The 445-nt window shown below is 24.0% G+C and carries 1 pseudogene; it reads right to left on the bottom strand.

Annotated features, from left to right (window positions below):
• Positions 1–220: 220 nt before the first annotated feature.
• Positions 221–445 (bottom strand): annotated as a pseudogene (locus tag CQA44_RS12950) (hypothetical protein); the annotation flags it as partial.

Below are 445 nucleotides of genomic sequence, written 5' to 3'. Positions count from 1 at the left end.
AATTATTTTTTATCTTTTCTATTATTAGATTTATATCTTGTATTTCCTTCTAAACTCATCTAATCTTTCTTTATCTTTATTCCACCAACCTTCAGGCTTTTAATCTTTATTTGATAAATGAAAGTATCCATAACTAGCCCAAGCAAGTTCTGCATTTTCTTTTAGTTTATTAATTATCTCTTTGTTTGTCATATTAGTTTCCTTTTAACTTAATATCTTTTTAATTACTATATTTTCCAATTATTCTTTTATACCCTTTATATTTAAAATAATCACAATCCAAAGGAACAGTGCCTAAATGGAATCCTGTTCCCTCATTTCCTGATAGATATGGTCTTATTTTATCCCAATTTACATAAAATATTATTTTCTCAATATTGTCTCTTTTTACATTATTATTTTTAAAAACAAAGCGGAATGATGAAAATATCCTATCATAATATTT

It is taken from the genome of Helicobacter sp. MIT 14-3879 (assembly GCF_003364125.1).
Note: the sequence above shows the minus strand (reverse complement) of the source record. Positions and strands in the feature narration are given on the sequence as shown.